This is a genomic window from Bartonella sp. AP150HLJHH (genome assembly GCF_042196385.1).
Classification (GTDB): domain Bacteria; phylum Pseudomonadota; class Alphaproteobacteria; order Rhizobiales; family Rhizobiaceae; genus Bartonella.
In genome coordinates this window covers 1-1157 of the sequence record NZ_JBHIQC010000097.1, presented here as the reverse complement: position 1 = coordinate 1157, position 1157 = coordinate 1, and the positions used below count along the sequence as shown (strand labels likewise).

General features: G+C 37.9%; 1 protein-coding gene and 1 pseudogene. Both read right to left on the bottom strand.

What is annotated here, in order from left to right:
• Positions 1-83: pseudogene (locus ACFING_RS09840) on the bottom strand (exonuclease); the annotation flags it as partial.
• Position 84: 1 nt separating this feature from the next.
• A complete protein-coding gene (locus ACFING_RS09835) occupies positions 85-879 on the bottom strand; it encodes an ERF family protein (protein ID WP_375630783.1) in 795 nt (264 codons plus the stop codon).
• Positions 880-1157: the final 278 nt, after the last annotated feature.

The window sequence follows — 1157 nt, the reverse complement described above, 5'->3', positions numbered from 1 at the left end:
GTCTTACTGAGTACGTTGTAAACGTTTGAAGCAGTGACTTTACCCAAGCGCGCTTGAAACCATTCTGCTGTTCTTTGTTTCATCTCACACTGCCGTTTGTTGCTCTTGTGGCGTTGCTATATCGGCATCTTGTATAGTAGAATCTGTTTCCACCTTTTGCTTGTTTTGTTTCTTTTTCAAAAGATGCAATACCGTTTGTGCTTGTCCTTCAGACATATCGTCAAGCTTTTTGACGTCGACATAAGCAAGTATTTTTTCTTCTTCTGCTTGGGTTTGTACGATGAGTCTTCTGATTTCATTGATCTGTTGTGGAAAAGCCTTTTTAATAGGTGTGTTCCCATCCGTATCATCATCTTCACTCACGACATTAAGAAGCATACCTAACAGATATCTGCGTGCGTATGTGATTGCAGAACCAACCGATTGTATATTTGACTTGCATCCTTTCGTGTCATAAGGAAACTTTCCTTCTGTTGAGATTTTATTTCCAGACGGATGCGTCAAAGTCATTTCTATAATTATATTGTCTGAACTCTGTTCTTTGATACGAGAAAACAAAGCAAATCGGTGTTTTGCAAGAGTGTTTTTTACAGCATCAATGTACTGGTCAAGGGTTGCATATTGGCTGTTTGTATGGGTGTTTGTAGAGTTTTTTTGTATTTTTTGATATTCTATTTGCATATTCGAAAGATCACAGGCAAATCTTTCGTAGTTTTGTCGTTCTATTTCTTTTTCTCGTAAGGCAATGAGACGCTCGAGACGGTCCATATCGACGTCATTTTCTAAGGCTTTGTTTAAAATACGTTCCATAGCAGTTTGTTTAACCGCTAAGTGATGCGTTTCTTCAATTTCTGTTAGGTTAGTGTTTTGTTCACTCATCTTGATTTCCTCCTATTTGAGCGCAATTCCCCCGTGGCGTGAATCACGCTGGTGTTAAAATCTTTGTTTTTGTTGTTAGAAACGGCTTATACAGATACTATAAGATTAGTCGTTCGTATTTCTTTTCCATAATTGTTGCTTTTAATGCATGGTTTGTCTTTTAAGCTCTTGAGACAGCACACCAATTCCTTTTGCTGTGACTTTTGCGCAAGGAATGACTTTTTCTATTCCACTTGCGGTTTGAAGTGTGATAGTTGGACAATCCATAAGTTTCTTTT

Excerpts from the sequence above, each read along its gene's own strand:
- ACFING_RS09835 (WP_375630783.1), bottom strand. The coding sequence starts at position 879 with ATGAGTGAACAAAACACTAACCTAACAGAAATTGAAGAAACGCATCAC.